At 54.3% G+C, this 18,579-nt stretch carries 16 protein-coding genes; 15 read left to right on the top strand and 1 reads right to left on the bottom strand.

Features of this window, described 5'->3' with window-relative positions; all coding sequences use genetic code 11:
- Positions 1-76: 76 nt before the first annotated feature.
- The 12 genes from rsmH to TY09_RS04460 all read left to right on the top strand — a co-directional run bounded on the left by rsmH (position 77) and on the right by TY09_RS04460 (position 13,667).
- Positions 77-1,009, top strand: coding sequence for a 16S rRNA (cytosine(1402)-N(4))-methyltransferase RsmH (rsmH, locus tag TY09_RS04515; RefSeq protein WP_042431545.1), 933 nt, complete (start codon positions 77-79; stop codon positions 1,007-1,009).
- Between the two features lie 49 nt (positions 1,010-1,058).
- Entirely contained in the window at positions 1,059-1,547 is a 489-nt protein-coding gene (locus TY09_RS04510) for a hypothetical protein (protein WP_035316767.1), read from the top strand.
- A gap of 146 nt (positions 1,548-1,693) precedes the next feature.
- The gene (locus TY09_RS04505) at positions 1,694-3,952 is read left to right on the top strand and encodes a penicillin-binding transpeptidase domain-containing protein (RefSeq protein ID WP_009063124.1); all 2,259 of its coding nucleotides are present in this window, start codon (positions 1,694-1,696) and stop codon (positions 3,950-3,952) included.
- A 124-nt stretch (positions 3,953-4,076) separates the two neighbouring features.
- Entirely contained in the window at positions 4,077-4,628 is a 552-nt protein-coding gene (locus TY09_RS04500; RefSeq protein ID WP_042431543.1) for a hypothetical protein, read from the top strand.
- Between the two features lie 44 nt (positions 4,629-4,672).
- Positions 4,673-5,689 (top strand): phospho-N-acetylmuramoyl-pentapeptide-transferase, encoded by a 1,017-nt coding sequence (mraY, locus tag TY09_RS04495; RefSeq protein WP_035316768.1) that lies wholly within the window; start codon positions 4,673-4,675, stop codon positions 5,687-5,689.
- Positions 5,690-5,792: 103 nt separating this feature from the next.
- On the top strand, positions 5,793-7,055 hold the full coding sequence (ftsW, locus tag TY09_RS04490) for a putative lipid II flippase FtsW (RefSeq protein WP_042431540.1): 1,263 nt from the start codon (positions 5,793-5,795) through the stop codon (positions 7,053-7,055).
- A gap of 14 nt (positions 7,056-7,069) precedes the next feature.
- The gene (gene murG, locus TY09_RS04485) at positions 7,070-8,191 is read left to right on the top strand and encodes an undecaprenyldiphospho-muramoylpentapeptide beta-N-acetylglucosaminyltransferase (RefSeq protein WP_042431538.1); all 1,122 of its coding nucleotides are present in this window, start codon (positions 7,070-7,072) and stop codon (positions 8,189-8,191) included.
- A gap of 65 nt (positions 8,192-8,256) precedes the next feature.
- Positions 8,257-9,522, top strand: a complete 1,266-nt coding sequence (gene murA / locus TY09_RS04480) for a UDP-N-acetylglucosamine 1-carboxyvinyltransferase (RefSeq protein ID WP_081759598.1) — start codon at positions 8,257-8,259, stop codon at positions 9,520-9,522.
- Between the two features lie 42 nt (positions 9,523-9,564).
- Positions 9,565-10,485, top strand: a complete 921-nt coding sequence (locus TY09_RS04475) for a cell division protein FtsQ/DivIB (protein WP_042431536.1) — start codon at positions 9,565-9,567, stop codon at positions 10,483-10,485.
- A gap of 221 nt (positions 10,486-10,706) precedes the next feature.
- Positions 10,707-11,819 carry a cell division protein FtsZ gene (ftsZ, locus tag TY09_RS04470; protein WP_009062996.1) on the top strand — a complete coding sequence of 371 codons (1,113 nt, stop codon included), beginning with the start codon at positions 10,707-10,709 and terminating at the stop codon, positions 11,817-11,819.
- 193 nt (positions 11,820-12,012) lie between these two features.
- Positions 12,013-12,453, top strand: a complete 441-nt coding sequence (locus tag TY09_RS04465; RefSeq protein WP_042431534.1) for a GNAT family N-acetyltransferase — start codon at positions 12,013-12,015, stop codon at positions 12,451-12,453.
- A gap of 290 nt (positions 12,454-12,743) precedes the next feature.
- A complete protein-coding gene (locus tag TY09_RS04460) occupies positions 12,744-13,667 on the top strand; it encodes a magnesium transporter CorA family protein (protein WP_009063105.1) in 924 nt (307 codons plus the stop codon).
- A gap of 105 nt (positions 13,668-13,772) precedes the next feature.
- Here the strand turns inward: TY09_RS04460 and TY09_RS04455 are convergent, their stop codons facing one another.
- Positions 13,773-14,417, bottom strand: coding sequence for an HAD family hydrolase (locus TY09_RS04455; protein WP_009063000.1), 645 nt, complete (start codon positions 14,415-14,417; stop codon positions 13,773-13,775).
- Between the two features lie 313 nt (positions 14,418-14,730).
- On the opposite strand from TY09_RS04455, the gene TY09_RS04450 reads away from it, so the two are divergent.
- The 3 genes from TY09_RS04450 (at position 14,731) to htpG (ending at position 18,533) form a co-directional block, all read left to right on the top strand.
- Positions 14,731-15,264 carry a FumA C-terminus/TtdB family hydratase beta subunit gene (locus TY09_RS04450; RefSeq protein ID WP_042431531.1) on the top strand — a complete coding sequence of 178 codons (534 nt, stop codon included), beginning with the start codon at positions 14,731-14,733 and terminating at the stop codon, positions 15,262-15,264.
- Positions 15,265-15,362: 98 nt separating this feature from the next.
- Positions 15,363-16,547, top strand: a complete 1,185-nt coding sequence (locus TY09_RS04445) for a cation diffusion facilitator family transporter (RefSeq protein WP_042431529.1) — start codon at positions 15,363-15,365, stop codon at positions 16,545-16,547.
- A gap of 102 nt (positions 16,548-16,649) precedes the next feature.
- A complete protein-coding gene (gene htpG, locus TY09_RS04440) occupies positions 16,650-18,533 on the top strand; it encodes a molecular chaperone HtpG (RefSeq protein ID WP_042431586.1) in 1,884 nt (627 codons plus the stop codon).
- Positions 18,534-18,579: the final 46 nt, after the last annotated feature.

Genomic DNA, 18,579 nt, shown 5'->3' with positions numbered 1-18,579 from the left:
AACCTCAAAGCGGGAGATATCTGCCGCTCTAAGAGGAGAACGTTCCGATTTTCGTGATAAAGGTGGGTGACGGTCTGTGAGCTTTGAACACATCCCGGTGCTGTTTCAGGAGACGATCGATTCCCTGAACATCAAGCCGGATGGAATCTATATCGACGGCACCGCGGGCGGCGGCGGTCATTCCGAAGCAATCGCAAAGCGCCTTGGCGCTGCGGGAACACTTTTGGCAATTGATCAGGACCCGGACGCGATCGAGGCCGTAAAAAAACGTCTGAAGGATTACCCCAATGTGCTGGTGCGGCGGGGCAACTTTTCTCAGATGGATTTTCTGGCCGAAGAGTGCGGGATTACCGGGGTCGACGGGGTGCTGATGGACATCGGCGTATCCTCCCATCAGCTCGATACGGCGGAGCGCGGCTTTTCCTATCATCAGGACGCGCCGCTCGATATGCGCATGAGCCAGCAGGGGACAAGCGCAGCCGATCTGGTGAACACGCTGACATGGCAGGAGCTGGCCAGAATCCTGAGCCAGTACGGCGAAGAAAAAAGCGCGGTCCGCATTGCCAAGGGCATTGTAGCCGCCAGAGAAGAAAACCCAATTACCACGACGCTGCAGCTTGCAGAGGTTGTCCGGCAGTCGGTTCCGGCCGCTGTCCGCAGGGAACCGGGGCACCCGGCCCGCAAAACCTTTCAGGCGCTGCGGATTCAGGTCAACGGCGAGCTTGACCGCCTTTCGGAGGGGCTCAATGCCGCGTTCTCGCTTTTAAAGCCCGGCGGCCGTCTTGCGGTGATCACCTTCCATTCGCTGGAAGACCGGATCGTGAAAAAAAGAATGGCCGAGTGGTGCCAGGGCTGCATCTGCCCGCCGGATTTTCCGGTATGTGTCTGCGGCCGAACGCCGAAGGCAGAGCTTCTCTATAAAAGAGGGCTTTCCCCGTCGGAGGAAGAACTGAAAGAAAATCCGCGCAGCCGCAGCTCCAGGCTGAGGGTGTGCACGAAATTAGATTAAATTATAATGAAAAAGAATCACGGCAATCAGGAAGGAGTGGCACCGGTCAATGAGCAAGCAGAACACGGCATACGATTTTTCTTTGTTTGAGCCGCAGCAGAAAGAGCTGCCCAGAAAGCCAAGCAACGTTATCGAGCTTCCTTCGCAGCAGCTCGAGGAAAATCGACGTCCGAAGCGAAAATCTTTAGGGCTGGTGGCTACCTTCTGTTTTATGGCTTTGATGGTTTCCATCCTGGGTACCCTGGTGTACGGCCAGGTTCAGCTGACAGAGCTGACGGAGCAGCTGAACTCCGCTACCAAGCAGATGGAAGAGCAGAAAAGCCTACATACGCAGCTGAAAGTGAAATCCGATTCCCGCATGACCCTGCAGGCGGCTGAGGTGTACGCCAAGGATCAACTGGGAATGAGCAAGATTACATACGCTCAGGTAGAGTGCATCAAACTGTCGCCCGGCGACAAGGGTCAGGTTCTCGATCCAAACGCTGCGGGCAACTGGTGGACTTCCGCGTGGAATTCGCTTCAAAACCTGCTGTCATAATTATGGCGGCTCACAAATAAGTATGAATACCGGTACTGTATGGGCCGGGGACGGAAAGCCGAGAGTTGAGAGATAATCTTAACTCTCGTTTTTGTAAGAACCTTATCGAAGAAGCTGGCAAGCCGGAAAGTGCGGGGGAATGTGTTATGGCAAAAGGAACAACCATCCGGATGTGGCGCAGAACGCTGTTTCTGCTGGCCATATTTATGGTAGTGGGGTTCGGGGCAATTATATTCAGTTTGGTCAAGCTGCAGCTGGTGGAGGGCGAGAGCCTTCAGGAGCGCGCGGTGGAGCAGCAGATGAAGGATACGACTATTCCGGCTATGCGCGGGGCAATTTACGACCGCAACATGCGCCCGCTGGCACAGAGCGCAACGGTATGGACCGTTGTGCTGGAACCTGCCTATCTCACAACCGATGAGCAGCGGGAAACGATTGCCGAGGGCCTGTCCCAAATTCTCGGCATGGACAAAAACGAAATTCTGGAGCATACAAAGAAAAAAAGCTACTATGATGTCTTAAAGCGTAAGGTGGAAACCGAAGTAAAGGATGAAATCCTGAAATTTAAAGAAGAGAAAAAAATCGGCAACGGCATCCGGCTGATTGAGGATTATAAACGATATTATCCGTTCGGCAGCTTTGCTGCGACTCTGCTGGGTTTTACCGGCACTGACAACCAGGGTCTTTCCGGCCTGGAGGCGTACTATGATAAGCAGCTTACCGGCACCGCCGGGCGGCTGGTTACCGCGAAGAACGCCATCGGCACCGATATGCCCTTCCAATATGAACAGAAGGTAGAGGCGCAGGACGGTTACAGTCTGGTGCTCACCATCGATGAAATCGTACAGCATTTCCTCGAAAAATATCTGGAAGAAGGCGTCGTGAATAACAAGGTAAAGAACCGCGCGACGGCCATCGCAATGGACGTGAAAACCGGCGCGATTCTCGGCCTTGCGGTCAAGGGGGATTTTGACCCCAACTTCCCGCTGATTATTTCAGATCCCACCGAGGCGGCGCGTGTAGCCAATATGCCGGACGGCGACGACACCACCGAAGAGGGTAAAAAAATCAAAAAGGCCAAATCCGACGCAAAAGTAGTCGCCCAGCAGGCCCAGTGGAGAAACAAAGCGGTCAGCGATACTTACTACCCCGGCTCTGTTTTTAAAATGGTGGTCGGTTCCGCGGGCATGGAAGAGGGCGTCGTCAACGAAAACACGCAGTTCTTCTGCAACGGCGCGGCGGTTGTTTCCGGCACCACCATCCATTGCTGGAAGTCCGGCGGGCATGGCAGCGAAACCTTTGTGCAGGGCCTGATGAACTCCTGCAACCCGGTATTTATCAAAGTGGGTGAAATGCTGGGCGCGGAGCGCTTCTTTAAATACTTCGCGGCGTTCGGCCTGACCGAAAAAACAGGGATCGATCTGCCCGGCGAGGCAGGGAGCCTTTATTATACCGCCAGCCAGCTGAACCCCGTTGAGCTTGCGACGGAATCGTTCGGCCAGAACTTCAGTATTACTCCGATTCAGATGGTCACCGCGGCAGCCGCGGTCGCAAACGGCGGTTATCTGGTGCAGCCCCATCTGGTCAGCCAGGTGCTCGACAGCGACGGCAACATCGTCCAGTCTGTGGATACCAAGGTCAAGCGTCAGGTCATTTCGGAGGATGTGTCCCGCCGCATGAGCAAGATTCTGCAGATGAACGCCACCACAGGTACCGCGAAAAACGGTTACCTGCCCGGCTACCGTGTGGCCGGTAAGACAGGTACGTCTGAAAAGGTGGCGGAGTACATCGCGGGCGGCAAGAAAAAGATGGAATACATCGCTTCTTACTGCGGCTTTGCTCCGGCGGACGACCCGCAGATCGCACTGCTGGTGTTCTTCGATGAGCCGGCTGGAGACAGCTACTACGGCGGCGCGGTAGCCGGCCCCGTATTCGGTAAAATGATGGAAGAAATTCTGCCCTATCTGGGTGTTGAGAGAAAATATACCGACGCGGAAATGGAAAAACTCGATGTAGCCACACCGGATGTGACCGGCAAGAAGCTCGACGTGGCCAAAGCGGCGCTGCAGAAGCTGAGCCTGAAGCAGAAGGTGTACGGCAGCGGCGATACCGTGCTTAAGCAGATACCCGAATCCGGGAAGAGTATTCCGCAGAATGGTACGGTGGTGCTGATGACGGATGCTGAGAGCGAGAGCCGTCAGGTGACGGTGCCGAACCTGATGGGCATGACGCTGACGCAGGCCAACAGCGCCGCAGCCGAAGCGGGAATCAATATCACGGTTTCCGGCGCGGCACTGACAGGCGGGAAAGCGCAGTCGCATTCCCAGAGCATCGCCGCGGGAACAAAGGTATCTCCCGGTACGGTGGTCAACGTCGGGTTCGTCGAATTTGACCAGGTGCAGTAATCCCAATCTTGCCTGAACACTTTCAAACAACTGTATCTTTCCCCGTGTAAAGCGGGGAAAGACACAAAATGAGCTTTTTGGAAAGGCGGCGTTTTTTACAGACGGCGCTTTGCGGAGGAAGCATATGAAACAGTGGCAGTCTGAGCAAAAGAGATATCCGGCCCGGCTGTTGGCGATTGAAAACCCGGAAGCGGCGAGACTCCTGCAATATCTGCTGGAACGCTGCGGCTACCGGGTGGCGTGTGATCCGGCGGAGCTGCCGGAGGCGGACTTCCTTCTGGTGCCGCCCGGCTGCGTGCCAAATCGAGCCGAGGGCCTGGAATACATGCTTCTGGAAAATTCGGGAAGAATGACGGAAAGTATCTCTTGCCCTTTCCGCTATCACGCGGTAGAATATGAAACGGCGCTCCCGGTGCTGCCGGGAGCACAGAGGGTCAGCTATTCCGTACACAGCCCCGAAGCGGACGTTTTCGCCCGGAATATCCGTCAAAATGGATATGGGATCGTGTTTGAGCTGGAGAGCGGCGGAATCGTGGGGCGTGTTGCGCTTGACGAAGAGCAGGGAATCCGCCCGGCCCTTGTGGCGGCGCTCGCGGCGATCCGCTGCGGGATTCCGTTTGCGCGGGTAACGGATGCGCTCAATGAAATTCCGCAGCTGAGCCGGAATTTAGGCTGACGAACGGGAGAAAATAAGAGAACATACAAAAGGTGGAACAGCAGATGGCAGGGTTTGAAATAGGAGCAGCGGCAGGTACGGCATTTCTCATTACCGGAATATCGGGCAAATGGTTGATCCCATTTTTGCGCCGGGTCCATTTCGGGCAGACAATCCTGGAGGATGGCCCGAAGTGGCATAAAAAAAAGCAGGGTACTCCCACAATGGGCGGTATCATGTTTATTCTGGGAATCACGGCGGCGATCGCGATTTTTATCCCCGTCTATTATTTCAATGGAAACGCGGACAAATCGCTTTTGGAGCCGCTGAATATGAGAACGCGCGTTTACGGCGGGCTTGGGATGGCCCTGGCGTTCGGCGCGATCGGCTTCTTTGACGACTATATCAAGGTGGTAAAGAAGCGCAATCTCGGCCTTACCGCGCGGCAGAAGCTCGTGCTGCAGTTTCTGGCGGCCGGTGCATACCTTGCGGCGCTGTATCTTTCCGGCGCCGGTTCCTCCACGCTGATCCCCTTTGTCGGCAGCATCAATCTCGGCATGCTGTACTGGGTGCTGGCGCTGCTGGTGATCGTCGGCGTTGTCAACGCGGTCAATTTTACGGACGGAATCGACGGACTGAACGCTTCGGTCACCTTTTTCGCCGCTCTGTCCTTTCTGGTGATTTCCGGTGTACTGGCTCTGAACGGCCTTGGCATTGTTGCGGGCGCGCTCGCGGGCGGCTGCCTCGGCTTTTTGCTCTGGAACTTTAACCCGGCGAAGGTTTTTATGGGCGATACCGGCTCCCTGTTTTTGGGCGGGATGATCTGTGTGCTCGGCTTTGGCCTGAACCTGCCGATTCTTCTTGTCCCGATCGGGATCGTATATCTTTGCGAGATTCTTTCCGTGGTGCTGCAGGTCAGCTATTTTAAGGCGACACATGGCAAGCGCCTGTTTAAAATGAGTCCGATTCATCACCATTTTGAAATGTGCGGGTGGAGCGAAATCAAAATCTGCCTGGTGTTCTCTCTGGTGACGCTCGCCGGCGGGGCTCTGGCCCTGTACAGCGTGCTCAAGGGACTGTGAGCGCCAACGTCAGGATGGATGGCGTTCAGTTCGTCGGCACGCTTTGACAGATTGCGGCGTGCAGATGTGCTAAGATGTATTTCGTGAAAAAGGAGGGGTGTCGATGTCCGGAGAAAGCAGAAGAAATCCGGTACCGCAGCCGCGTCAGCCGAGAAAACCGTACGCGGGAAGAAATGTGCCGGAACAGAAGCAGCCGGCGGCCGCAAAAATGACGCCCTTAACCAAACGGGTCAGAAAAAAGTTCCGGGTGTTTTCTGTACGCTCCGGTCTGGATATGCCATTTTTATTTCTGGTGCTGGTGCTGGTCGTGATCGGTCTTGTGATGCTGTTTTCCGCCAGTTACGCCTACGCCTATTATAATTATGGAAACAGCTACTACTTCATTATCCGCCAGGTGGCGTTTGCCATACTGGGCGTGATCCTGATGCTGCTGATCTCGTACTTTGACTATCATCATTTGCACCGGTTTGCGATTCCACTGCTGCTGGTGAGCTATGCGTTTCTGGTGATCGTGCTGTTTCTGCCCGCCGTCAAGGGGGTGCACCGCTGGATCAACCTGGGTCTGTTCGGCTTTCAGCCGTCTGAAATCGCCAAGTTTGCCATGACGCTGTGCTTTGCGCATCTGATTTCGATCAACTTCAAGCGCATGGATACGGCCCGTTACGGCGTGCTCCCGTATGTGCTTCTGCTGGCCGTTACCGTGCTGCTGCTCATTCGTGAGCCGCATGTGTCCGCTGCGGTCATCATCATCGCTCTGGCGGGAATGATGCTGTTTATCGGCGGTGTGCCGCTGCGCTGGTTCGGCGCGGCCTTCGGCGTCGCCCTGGCCGGAATCGCTTACCTTGTCTTGTTTACGTCGGAGTTCAGCTATGCAAATGACCGCGTCGTCGCGTGGCTGGACCCGTTTACCACAGAAAAGGCGCTGCTGGCAGATACCTGGCAGACGCGCCAGTCGCTGTATGCCATCGGCTCCGGGGGCCTTTTGGGTCTCGGGCTTGGGCAGTCGCGCCAGAAATACCTGTATTTGCCCGAGCCGCAGAACGATTTTATCTTTGCCATCGTCTGTGAGGAGCTGGGGTTTATTGGCGCGCTCATTATTGTGATCCTGTTTGCGCTGCTGGTTTGGCGCGGGGTGACGATTTCGCTCAAGGCGAAGGATAAGTTCGGCATGCTGCTCGGCATCGGCCTTACGCTGCAGGTTGGCCTGCAGGTGGTTCTGAATATCGCGGTTATCACCAATACGATCCCCAATACCGGCATCAGCCTGCCGTTTTTCAGCTATGGGGGTACGTCGCTGGTGCTGCTTTTGGCGCAGATGGGCGTGGTGCTGTCTATTTCACGAACGTCGGCGATCGAGAAAACTTAGGGGGCTTTTCCACAATGAAGGTTTTATTTGCCGGCGGCGGAACCGCCGGACATATCAATCCCGCTCTTGCCATTGCCGGCTATCTGCGTGAGCAGCAGCCGGATGCCCAGATTTTATATGTGGGCGCCAAAGGCGGGATGGAGGAACGTCTGGTGCCGGAAGCGGGCTTTCCGTTCCAGAGCATTACCATCTCCGGCTTTCAGCGCAGGCTGACGGTGAAGGCGATGGCCCGCAACGTGAAAACGCTGGTGCGCATCGTGACCTCCACCGCGGAATCCAAGCGGATTCTGCGCGAATTCGAGCCCGACCTGTGCATCGGCACGGGCGGTTATGTCAGCGGCCCGGTCATCCGCGAGGCGGTAAAATTGGGGATTCCGGCCCTGATCCATGAGCAGAACGCATACCCGGGCGTGACGAACAAGGTTCTTTCCGGCAAGGTGGACCGCGTGATGCTGGCGGTGGAGGACGCGCAGCAGTACATGGCCTCCGGCGCTCAGTGTACGGTCACCGGCAACCCGGTGCGGCAGGAGATTCTGCGGGCAGACCGCGAACGCGCCCGCCGTGCGCTTGGATTGGACGAACGTCCCGTGATCCTGTCGTTTGGCGGCAGCCTCGGCGCAAGAAGCATCAATGAGGCGGTGGTGGAGCTGTTGCTCTCCAGCGCGAAAAATCAAAAATACCAGCACATTCACGGTTATGGGCAGCACGGCGGGTGGCTGCCGGAGCTTCTGCGAGAAAAAGGTCTGAATTCCAAGGCCGCGAAAAACATTCAGCTGAAGGAATACATACGCAATATGCCGGACTGCATGGCGGCGGCGGATCTTGTCATCTGCCGGGCCGGAGCCATTACGCTCAGCGAGCTGCAGGCGCAGGGCAAAGCGTCTATTCTGATTCCCTCGCCGAATGTGGCGGAAAATCATCAGTATCACAACGCCATGGCGCTGGTTCGCCACAAGGCGGCGATGCTTTTAGAGGAAAAAGACCTATCTTCCGAAGCGCTTCTGCGCATGGTCGAACAGGCGTTTTCGTCTGCCGGCGGCGTACAGGAGCTGGGAAGAAACGCAAAAAAAATGGCAATTTTGGATGCCAACGAAAGAATTTATAAAATTATGCTCGAAACTGTGCAAACGACATAATTGTCCCCTGTCACACACCCGACTTGCTTTTGCATAATATAGCAAAGCACAATAGGCAAGAAAGGGTGTTTGATGTGGCAAAATTTTTGATAGAAGGACACAAGAGGTTACAGGGGGAGATTCTTGTCCATGGAGCAAAAAACAGCACTCTGCCCATTTTGGCGGCGTCCATGCTCTGTAACACAGAGACAGTGTTACATAACTGCCCTGTTTTGTCAGATGTGGAAACCTGTGCGAAGATACTCCGATATCTGGGGTGCCGGGTCATCCGCAGCGGCGGAGACGTGACGATTGATTCCTCAGGAATCAGCCACAGCGATATTCCGGATTATCTGATGAGAGAGATGCGGTCCTCCATAGTGTTTTTAGGGGCCATTGTAGCCCGAACCGGACGCGCCAAGCTTTCGTTCCCCGGCGGCTGTGAACTTGGGCCGCGCCCGATTGATCTGCATTTGGCGGCGCTCCGCCGAATGGGAGTGGAAATTGAGGAGGATCACGGGTGTCTGGACTGCAGCGCTCCCGACGGACTGAAAGGGGCGAAGATCGGATTTTCCTTCCCCAGTGTTGGCGCTACAGAGAACGTGATGATCGCCGCGGTATGCGCCAAGGGAACCACTGTTATTACCAACGCGGCGCGCGAGCCAGAGATTTGTGATCTGGCAAACTTCCTCAATGCGTGCGGCGCCAAAATCCGCGGCGCGGGGGAGAGCACGATCGTGATTGAAGGTGTGGCAAAGCTTTCCGGCTGCGAGCACAGCGTCATTCCGGACCGCATCGCAGCGGCAACCTATATGGCGGCGGCAGCCGTCACGGGCAGCACCCTCCTGATCAGCCGGATCGATCCCCGTCATCTGGAGCCGATGATCCCGGTCTTTGAGGAAAGCGGCTGCGGGCTGATGTTCTGTGAAGACGAACTCAAGATCACGGCGCCCCAGCGGCTTCAACCCGTCAAAAGCGTGCGCACCATGCCGTACCCGGGATTCCCCACCGACGCGCAGGCCCCCGTGATGGCGATGACCGCTTTGGCGAACGGAACAAGTGTATTTGTAGAAAATATTTTTGAGAGCCGGTATAAGCATGTCGGCGAACTTTTGCGTTTGGGCGCGAACATAAAGGTGGAAGGCCGCGTGGCCGTGGTGCAGGGAGTGCCGAGGCTTTCGGGCGCATCGGTCGAATCCCCCGATCTGCGGGGAGGGGCCGCCCTTGTGATCGCGGGTCTTGCGGCGGAGGGAATCACGCAGGTGGAAGGTCTGCGGCACATTGACAGAGGCTACGAGCAAATGGAGCTGAGCCTTGCCGCAGTGGGCGCCTCGATTCAAAGGATTGATTAAAGCGGGGTTATCAAAGCCCCCGGTTTCCGGAGGTTTCAAACAATGGATCAGAAAAGACGCAGAAAACCGGATACCCGGCCGGAGACGGAACGGGCGCGCCATGCCGAAAGCAGCGGCGCCCCGCGGGTACGGCACAAAAAACGAAAGAGAAGGCTTCGAATATTCTATGTTCTTTTGTTCCTGGTAGTGCTGGGGGCGGCCGTGACGCTTTCGCTGACCGTGCTGTTTCAGATCCATTCCATACAGGTAACGGGCACCTCCCGCTATTCCCAGGAGCAGATCATTTCCGCATGCGGCATTCAAAAGGGCGAGAATCTGTTTCTGGCGAAAACAAAGCAGGCGGAAGCCTCCATTGGTCAGAAGCTTCCCTATATCGGGAGTGTGAAGGTGTCCCGCAGGCTCCCGGCCGAAATCTCGATTCAGGTGGAGGCCGCGCAGGTGGCCGGGGCAGTGGAAACGAACGGGAGCTATGTTCTTTTAAACGCTTCGGGCAAGGTGCTGGAGCAGACAAAGCAGCCCCCCGAGAATACAACTATGATTGTTGGACTGGCCCTGTCGTCCGCAGCACCGGGCAAGCAGGCTGTTTATAAGGATGACTCTTCCAAGGCGCTATATGAACAGCTTGCGTCACTCATCAAAACCCATTCGCTTGCTTCCATCACCAAAATCGACATCAGCGACCCTTACCGGATTCTGATGGTGTACGACGACAGGGTCACGATGAATTTGGGTTCCTCGGCCGATCTGGATTATAAAATACGGTTTGGGAAAGAAATATTGACTGGCAAAAACGACGAGGGAGAGGATAATATTGGTAAAGACGAAAAAGGCGTTCTGAACCTGAGCAGCGCAAAAGAAGATGATCGCGCTTACTTCGATCCCAACGGGGTGCTTTCCAGTGCGCCGGCCCAGGCGGCCTCGAACTCTCAGGCTTCATCGTCATCGGTTTCTTCCGGAGCCTGATTTTCTGACAGATCGTTCTGCTCCAAGGAAAAAACCCCTTAATTTTCTGTGAATACAGGGGACAAGTTATTGAAATTTTGCCGGAAAGGTGTTAAATTATATAAGATAGCAAATTGGAAGTGGAATAAAGATCGTATTTCTGCCTGAATAAATGGGCTGTTTTTGCTTTTCAATGTGATTATAATTCTTTTTTTATATAAAACGACAGGAGGATGCAGCAGATGCCTTTTGAAATCGATAATGAAGATAACATCGTGCAGATAAAAGTGATTGGTGTTGGCGGCGGCGGCGGCAACGCGGTTGATCGCATGGTGGTCTCGGGGGTACAGGGTGTTGAGTTTATCACGGTCAATACGGACAAGCAGGCCCTGTTCCGTTCCAAGGCAATGCAGAAGATCCAGATCGGCGATAAAATTACCCACGGAAAGGGCGCCGGTTCCAAGCCTGAAATCGGGCAGAAGTCCGGGGAAGAGAGCCGCGAGGCGATTGCGGCTGTTCTGCGCGGAAGCGACATGGTGTTTATCACTGCCGGTATGGGCGGCGGCACGGGCACAGGCGCAGCTCCCATTGTTGCGGAGATTGCGCGGGACATGGGCATTCTGACCATCGGCATTGTGACAAAGCCCTTCAGCTTTGAGGGAAAACGCCGCATGGAGCAGGCAGAAAACGGAATTTCCGCACTGCGCGAGCATGTTGATTCTCTTGTTGTGATTCCGAATGAGCGCCTCAAGCTGGTCAGCGAGCAGCGGATTACCCTTCTCAACGCGTTTACCATCGCGGACGACGTTCTGCGCCAGGGCGTACAGAGTATTTCGGACCTGATTAAGCTGCCCGGTCTTGTCAACCTGGATTTCGCGGATATCTGTGCTGTCATGAAGGACGCCGGCTACGCGCATATGGGCGTAGGACGTTCCTCCGGAAAAGAGAAGGCTCAGCTGGCTGCCAGCATGGCAATCTCCAGCCCGCTTCTCGAAACCTCCATCAGCGGCGCGAAGGGCGTTATCATCAACATTACATCTTCTCCCGACATCGGACTGGACGAAATTGAAACAGCGGCCAGCATGATTCAGGAGCAGGCCCACGAAGAGGCCAATATCATATGGGGTACCGCGTTCGATGAGTCCATGGAGGACGAAATGAGCGTAACGGTGATTGCTACCGGCTTTGCCACGCACGACGGCACACCCGCGCAGTCTGTCAGCCCCGCGGCAGCAAAAACCGGCGTTTCCGCTCCCGGCAGCTCGGCCCGTCCGCAGCAGGGGCGTGTAGAGAAGACGACCGGACTCGATGAGGACGACACCTTTACGGATATCATGTCTATCTTCAACCGGTAATCCGTTTCTCAAAACAATGATCTGACAGGACAGGGTGAACATCTCTGTCCTGTTTTTCGTGGGGTAAAACCACAAAAAGATTCATATAGATCATTGGAAAAGCGGCTGCTTCTTTCCCGCTCCTTTGGCGGGAGAAAGGCAATAGAAACCCGGTACCGTAGAAAATATTGTGAGAAAACAGGAGGCGGAATCCATGAGAAAAGTAACAATCCGGCAGGTACAGCGTGATGATTTGCAGGCGATCCGGGAACTCTATTACCAGCCGGATTTCCATAATGGGGAACCGATCCCGATGGAACAGACGGAGCGCATTCTGGAAGAAATCGAAAAATATCCATATTACAAGGTGTTTGTCGCGCTGGACGGCGACTGTGTTGTGGGCACCTTTTCTCTCGCCATCCTGCAGAGCCTGAGCGGCGATTTTGCCGGCGTGATCGAAGATGTGGTTGTGCGGGAGGACTGCCGCGGGCAGGGCATCGGGGAGCAGATGATCCGCTTTGCGCTCGAGTGCGGCAAAGAGGCCGGATGTTATAAAGTAGCGCTTTCCAGTAATGTAAAACGCGGGCGGGCGCACCATTTTTATGAATCCCTGGGTTTTGAACGGCACGGGTACAGCTTTATCACAAATCTTTAATTCGTTATTTTTGCCCTAAATTTAATGAAATTCGGGCAAAAAAGCTCTAAAAAGGCCGAATTAACGGAATTGAGGGCAAGACTGTCCGAAAAGACCCGATTTCTCTTGCAATCTCGGTTTTTTGTGCTATAATTACTTTTGGGTCAAATAAAAAATTCCATTCACAAAGGAGGCGGCATCGTGAAAGCGGACCCTTTGGGCGATTATCCCATACGAAAAAGTAACGTGCGGTGCGGCCTTTGCTTATGGATGCAGGGGAGCATTTGCGCGCGGTAAGGAGTTGAGTGCCAATGCTGTCCTATTATAAAACTATCGACGGCAAGATTCAGCTGATTCCGGAATACGAGCCGGGCTGCTGGATTCATTGTATTGCACCGAAGGATGAAGAAATCAACGGTCTGATCCGTGATTTTTCCATCGAGCCGGATTTCTTCCGGGCTGCGACCGATGAAGAGGAATCCTCGCATATCGATTCGGAAGACGGCAATACCCTGATTATCATCGATATTCCCAGTGTGGAAAAAACCGAGGATGGGCTGGTGTACACCACCATGCCGCTCGGTATTATTATGACGGAGAAGAGCGTCATCACGGTGGTGACACGGGAAAACCCGCTTCTCAATGAGTTTACGGAGGGCGTTGTCAAGGGCGTCCAGACGAATCTGAAAACCCGTTTTATTTTGAATATCATGCTGCGGGTTGCCACCCGGTACTTGCAGTATTTGAAGCAGATCGATAAGATCAGCATGCAGGTGGAAGCGGAGCTTCGCAAATCGATGAAGAACTCGGAGCTGTTCCATTTGCTGAGCATCCAGAAATCGCTGGTTTACTTTTCTTCTTCGCTCAAAGCGAATGAGATCACGATCGAAAAGATTATGCGTGGCCGTGCCGTGCGCCTTTACGAAGAGGATCAGGACCTGCTCGAGGATGTGCTGATTGAGGTCAAGCAGGCCATTGAAATGTCGAACATCCACCTGAACATTCTGTCGGGTACCATGGATGCGTTTGCCTCGATCATTTCGAATAACCTGAACATCGTGATGAAGGTGCTGGCTTCCATCACACTGATTATTTCCATCCCGACCGTTATTTCGAGTATGTACGGCATGAACGTCGACGATCTGCCAATCCCGGAATTCTGGTTCCCGGTTGCGATGGCGATGGTCTGCATGGTGGTCGCTGCATATTTCCTGCGCAAAAAGAATATGCTTTAGTTGCCGCGCGGAGTGTTCCCGGCAGCACAAAAGAAGGGAGCCGATTTCGGCTCCCCTTTGTATAGTATCAGGTATTCAGATATCAGAACCGCGATGGCCGGCGGCTCAGGAAAACAGCAGCTCCTGCGCTGCGGCCGGGATTTCGGACACAAGGGCTACCTTTCGGTCGGCCGCGGCCATTTCTGTGGGCCGGAAGCCATAAAGGCAGCCGATGAACGGAAGGTCGTTTTTGCGGGCGGCGTCCAGATCAAAGATGGTGTCGCCTACCATCAGCGCCTTTTGGGGCTGCACGCGTTCCAACAGACAGGCAAGGCTTTCGTCCTTTCCGCGCGAATTCGCTTCCAGCGGCTGAATTTCGTCAATCAGCTCATCCAGGTGAATGGCTTTCAGCACAGCGCTGATATACCGCACGGAAGAATTCGAGCATACCGCTGTCACCCATCCGTCCCCGCGGAGCTGCTCGAGCATCTCTGCACTTCCGTCGTAGGCTTCGGCCAGATGCAGATATTCATCTTCCAGCTCGACTACCCGCCTTCCATAGCGTTTTTGCGCCTCTTCGTCAGAGCCGGGCAGAAGGAGGGGCATATATTCCTTTGAGGGCATACCGAACGTGCTCCGAATTTCATCCGGTGTCTGTACAGGGTATTTCATTTCTCCCTGCACGATCTGGTGAATTTTCACGGCGAAAGCGTCGGTGCGGTGGAGAGTGCCGTCCAAATCAAAAACAATCAGTTTTTCTGGTGTTGCCATGCTTGCAGTCCTTTCTGTTGTGTGAAATGATGCAGAATGCCTGCATGTGAAGGTGCCGCCGGATTCGCGGCTTTATACAGTCATTATACCGCATTTTATTTCGGAAACAAACCACTTTCGCAAATTCGGCGTATTCGCAAAAAATCAGAAAATAATTGCCGTATCTTTGGCGTAGAATGTGCTTTCGCAGACAGATGCGTTTACTTGAATAAAACGGTTGTCTTCTCCCACGCCTCGTGCGGAGGAAAAAGAGATCTATCAGTAAAACTTATTGTAACGGGAATGGGTCATCATAGAGAAGGAGAGAGTTGTTTTGGAAAAAATCAGGCTGAATACAAAGGACTTCAAGGAACAGGCGAAGAATTTAAAGGCCGGGGATCAGGTTTTGCTTTCCGGCACGGTATATACGGCGCGTGACGCCGCGCACAAGCGGATTTTTGCGCTGATGGAGGAGGGCGAACCTCTGCCGTTTTCGATGGAGGGCGCTGTGATTTACTATGCCGGCCCCACCCCCACGCCGGAGGGTATGGCGATCGGCTCCTGCGGGCCGACCACCTCGGGCCGGATGGACCCGTTTGCGCCGCGCCTGCTCGACATGGGTCTTGCCGCGATGGTCGGCAAAGGGAACCGCTCGCAGGAGGTCGTCGATGCCATCCGCCGCAACGGGGCGCTTTATCTGTGCGCCATCGGCGGCGCCGGAGCGCTGGCCGCCCAGTGTGTGCAGTCGCTGCAGGTGGTGGCGTTCGACGATCTGGGCTGTGAATCCGTCAAACGGCTGGAGCTGTGCGATCTGCCACTGGTGGTGGCGATCGACTCCAAGGGGAACAGCCTGTTCTCAGGAATATAAAATGTTGTCAGTATCTTCCCCCGCCGCAGGCGGGGGAAGATACTGCTCATACTATTGTAAAGTCAATTTCTTAAAGCACAAAGGAAAGGGGCCTTTTGATGACAAAGCTGCTGATCCGTCTGTTTCTCCGCGATCCGGAAAACGGAAATCAATCCCAGTTGCGGGAACGGTATGGCAAGCTGGCCGGATGGGTCGGGGTTGCGACCAACCTGGTGCTGTTTTTCATTAAGCTGCTTACGGGGCTTGTATTTCACAGTATCGCGATTATGGCGGATGCGTTCAACAACCTGACGGATTCTGCTTCTTCTCTGGTGACCCTGTTCGGGTTCCACCTTTCCGCAAAGCCTGCGGATGCCGAGCATCCCTATGGTCATGCGCGGATCGAATACATTGCGGGCATGGTGGTTTCCTTTCTGGTCGTGATGGTGGGCTTTCAGCTTGCGCAGACGTCTGTCGGCAAAATTCTGGACCCGCGTCCCACGGAATTCGGCACGGCGCTGCTGATTGCGCTCATCGCGTCGGTGCTGCTCAAGGTATGGCAGGGCCTGTTTTACCGCAAGATCAGCCGTACCATCGATTCCACCGCGCTGCTTGCCAGCTCTCAAGACAGCCGCAACGACGCGCTTTCTACCGGCGCGGTTCTGATCGGTCTTTTGATTTCGTATTTTACTGGCTGGCAGCTCGACGGCTGGCTCGGCCTTGGCGTTGCGGTATTCATTTTGGTCGCCGGCTTCCGCCTGGTGATCGAAACAGCGAATCCCCTGCTCGGCCTTGCTCCCAGCAAAGAGATGGTCGACGACATTTACCGCAGGATTCTGTCTTACCCCGGCATCATCGGCCTGCACGATCTGAACATTCACAACTATGGGCCGGATCGCTGCTTTGCCTCGGTTCACTGCGAAATGTGCGCCGACCGCAATATTGTGGAAAGCCACGAGATCATTGACCGGATCGAGCGCGATTTTCTCACCGACAGCAACATTCACCTGGTGATTCATCTCGACCCGGTGGTAACGGGCGATGAGAGGGCCAACCGGCTGAAAATCTATGTGGAAGAAAGTCTGCGGGCCGTTTCAGATGAAATCACGATGCACGATTTTCAAGCGGTGTGGAAGCCCGAAGACTCCCGTGTGATTTTCGACATCGTCGTGCCCTACCGCTTTTCCTGGAGCGACGAGCGGCTGACGGAATATCTGAGCGAGAAGATCAAATCGCAGGAGCCGCAGTGTGAGCCGATCATCACGGTGGACCACGACGATTCGCCGCCCCCGCGCGAGCGGTAAAATTTACATTTTGGACTTGTTTTTTGTCCGTTTTTGTATTACTATAAATTTAGCACTTTGGCTATCAGAGTGCTAAATTTATTTTTTTGTACGGAAAGGAAAATCGTTATGAAGCAATTTAAAGCGGAATCAAAACGATTGCTGGAATTGATGATTCATTCCATTTACACGCACCGCGAAATTTTTTTGCGCGAGCTTTTGTCCAACTCCAGCGATGCGATTGATAAGCTGTATTACAGAACCCTGCAGGACGGCGACACGGGCCTGAACCGCGACGATTTTTACATCCGCATCACGCCGGACAAAGAGGCGCGTACCCTTACCATTGAGGATAACGGCTGCGGCATGACGAAGGATGAGCTGGAAAATAACCTGGGCGTCATTGCAAAGAGCGGCTCGCTGAATTTTAAGCAGCAGATGGAGCAGAAGGATGACGTAGAGATTATCGGCCAGTTCGGCGTGGGCTTTTATTCCGCGTTCATGGTCAGCGACTGCGTGACCGTATACAGCCGCGCCTATGGCAGCGAAGATGCCTGGCGCTGGCAGTCGAAGGGTGTTGAAGGCTATACCGTCGAGCCCTGCGAGAAAGAGGGCCACGGCACAAAGATTGTCTTGGAGCTCAAACCCACCACCGAAGAAGAAAACGTCGATGAGTTTCTGGAGCAGTACCGCATTCGCTCCATTGTAAAGAAATATTCCGATTACATCCGTTACCCCATCCATATGGAGGTGGAAAAGCACCGCCAGAAAGAAGGCGCCGAAAACGAGACGGAAACCTACCGTGAGGACGAAACCCTGAACAGCATGGTTCCGCTGTGGCGCAAGAACAAGAACGAAATCACAAAGGAAGAATACGAGCAGTTCTACCGCGATAAATTCTACGATTATGAAGCGCCCCTGCGCATCATTCATACCAGCGCGGAGGGAACCGCTACCTATAACGCGCTTTTGTTCATCCCGGCCAAGGCTCCCTACGATTACTATACCAAGGAGTTCGAGAAGGGACTCCAGCTGTATTCCAACGGCGTGATGATCATGGAGAAATGCGCCGACCTGCTGCCGGATTATTTCAGCTTTGTGCGCGGTCTCGTCGATTCTCAGGACTTGTCATTGAATATATCCCGCGAAATGCTGCAGCACGACCGTCAGCTTAAGCTGATCGAAAGCCGGCTCGAAAAGAAGATCAAGTCCGAGCTGGAAGCGATGCTGAACAACAGCCGCGAGGATTACGAAAAGTTCTTTGCAAGCTTCGGCCTGCAGCTGAAATACGGCGTGTATTCCGATTATGGCCAGCATAAGGATTTATTGCAGGATCTGCTTCTGTTCTACTCGTCCAGCGAGAAAAAGCCGGTTACTTTAAAGGAATATGTCGGCCGGATGAAGGAAGATCAGAAGGATATTTATTTCATCAGCGGCGAGAGCGTCGCGCGCATCGAGCAGCTGCCGCAGACGGAGCTTCTGCGCGAAAAAGGCCTTGAGATGCTGTATCTGACCGATCAGGTGGATGAATTTGCGCTGCGCATCCTGAATGCCTACGACGGCCACGAGTTCAAGAACGTCTCCTCTGACGATCTGGGCCTTGAAACCGAAGAGGAAAAGAAGGCTGCCGAGCAACAGAAGGAAGAGTACAAAGAGCTGCTGGAATTCCTGCAGAATGCGCTTGACGGCAAGGTAAAATCCGTCATCGTTTCTCAGCGTCTCAAATCCCACCCGGTCTGCCTCTCCAGCGAGGGGGCTATCTCCCTCGAGATGGAAAAGGTGCTCAATGCTATGCCGAACGCCGAGCGTGTGCAGGCCCAGCGCGTGCTCGAGCTGAACCCCACCCACCCGGTGTTCGCTGTTTTGCAGAAGCTGCACGAAACGAATCAGGACAAGCTCAAGGAATACGCTCAGCTTCTGTATACGCAGGCCCTGCTGATCGAGGGCATCAGCATCGAAGACCCTGTAGCGTTTTCCAATCAGGTCTGCAGCCTGATGTCCGAATAATCTCCTTTCTTTCTCTCCCGTTTTTTGGGAAATCAGCTTGTCAAAG

The sequence above is a fragment of the Faecalispora jeddahensis genome (genome assembly GCF_000577335.1).
Classification (GTDB): Bacteria; Bacillota; Clostridia; order Oscillospirales; family Acutalibacteraceae; genus Faecalispora; species Faecalispora jeddahensis.
This window is presented reverse-complemented; position numbering and strand designations above follow the sequence as displayed.